We start from the raw sequence: 1,230 nt of genomic DNA on the forward strand, positions 1-1,230 counted from the left end.
CCCGACCCGCCCCTCGACAATAGGCCGGTGCCCATGGGAGGGCAGGAGCAGCCGAGCATGGCTCGGCTTTACCGGTGTTGTTCAGAGGGTGTCTTTTTCGCGTGTTGATCATTGCCGCGCCGCGCGCGGCCAGCGGACCAACGGTCCGCTCTACCGGGTGTGTTTCCGGATGGTTCCCCACAAACGCGTTCGCGGATCGTCTCCGATAACGCACACCGGCCGTGGTAGGTGCCGACCGTTGGTCGGCACGCTCTTCCTCTTTTCCCAAACGCGCCAACCTACTGTCGAGGGTCGGGGTGGGTGAGGTGGCGGGACCGTTGGGCGCCATGGATGGCGCTCACGAGCCTCCATGGATGGATTTACGGCGTGTCCCGCCACCTCACCCACCCCGGCCAACCCTCAGCAACCCGGCTTCAGCCGTTGCTTCACTCGCACGACACCTTCGGCGCCAACGCCGCCCGCCAGATCGCATACCCGTCCGGCGTCATGTGCAGCATGTCCTCGCGGAACAGCGCCGCGCGCGGCTGCCCATCGCTGCCCAGCATCGGCGTGTAGATGTCCGTGTAGCCCGTGTTCGGCAGCTTGGCCAGCGCCGCCTTGATCATCGCGTTGGCCTCGATGATCGCCGGCAGCAGGTTCGCGCGCGACGGGCTCGGCTTGATCGAGATGTACTCCACCGTCGTCTTCGGCAGATCACGGTGCACCCGCTGCACGAAGGCCAGCACATCGTCGCGCACCTGCACCGCGCTGCGGCCGCTGTTGAGGTCGTTGTCGCCGGCGTAGAAGAACACCTTGCACGGCGCGTAGGGCACCACCACCTGGCCGGCGTACCACGTACTGTCGCGCACTTCCGAGCCGCCGAAGCCACGGTTGAACACCGGCTGGCCCGGGAAATCGCCGGCCAGGGTGTCCCACATCCGGATCGAACTGCTGCCGATGAACTCGATGCCCCCGCGCGGCGGCGGGGTGGCGGCGTCGGCCTTGGCGAAATCGGCCATGTCCTGGGCCCAGGCCACGTTGGAGACCTGCGCCGGCACCTGCGGCGGCTTGGCCGGGGACAGGGCGAACGCGGGCAGGGCGGCGCCAAGCGCCAGGGCGAGCAACAGGGGGCGGGTGCAGCGGTGACGCATCGGCAGACTCCTCGGCATGGCGCCCCATCGAGCGCCCGGTTCGGTTGAAACCCCATCATAGAAGCTGGGGGCCGGCGCCGCTTTACCCGCCGTGGCGGGG

1 protein-coding gene is annotated in these 1,230 nt (G+C 68.4%); it reads right to left on the reverse strand.

From position 1 onward, the window contains the following. Positions 1-425 precede the first annotated feature (425 nt). On the reverse strand, positions 426-1,130 hold the full coding sequence (locus DBR34_RS17380) for an SGNH/GDSL hydrolase family protein (protein ID WP_128097715.1): 705 nt from the start codon (positions 1,128-1,130) through the stop codon (positions 426-428). Positions 1,131-1,230 lie beyond the last annotated feature (100 nt).

Origin of the sequence: Stenotrophomonas sp. HMWF003 (genome assembly GCF_003061285.1) — a bacterium.
GTDB classification, from domain to species: domain Bacteria; phylum Pseudomonadota; class Gammaproteobacteria; order Xanthomonadales; family Xanthomonadaceae; genus Stenotrophomonas; species Stenotrophomonas maltophilia_AP.

Coding starts and splice junctions, on each gene's coding strand:
- DBR34_RS17380 (WP_128097715.1), bottom strand. CDS start 1,130: ATGCGTCACCGCTGCACCCGCCCCCTGTTGCTCGCCCTGGCGCTTGGC.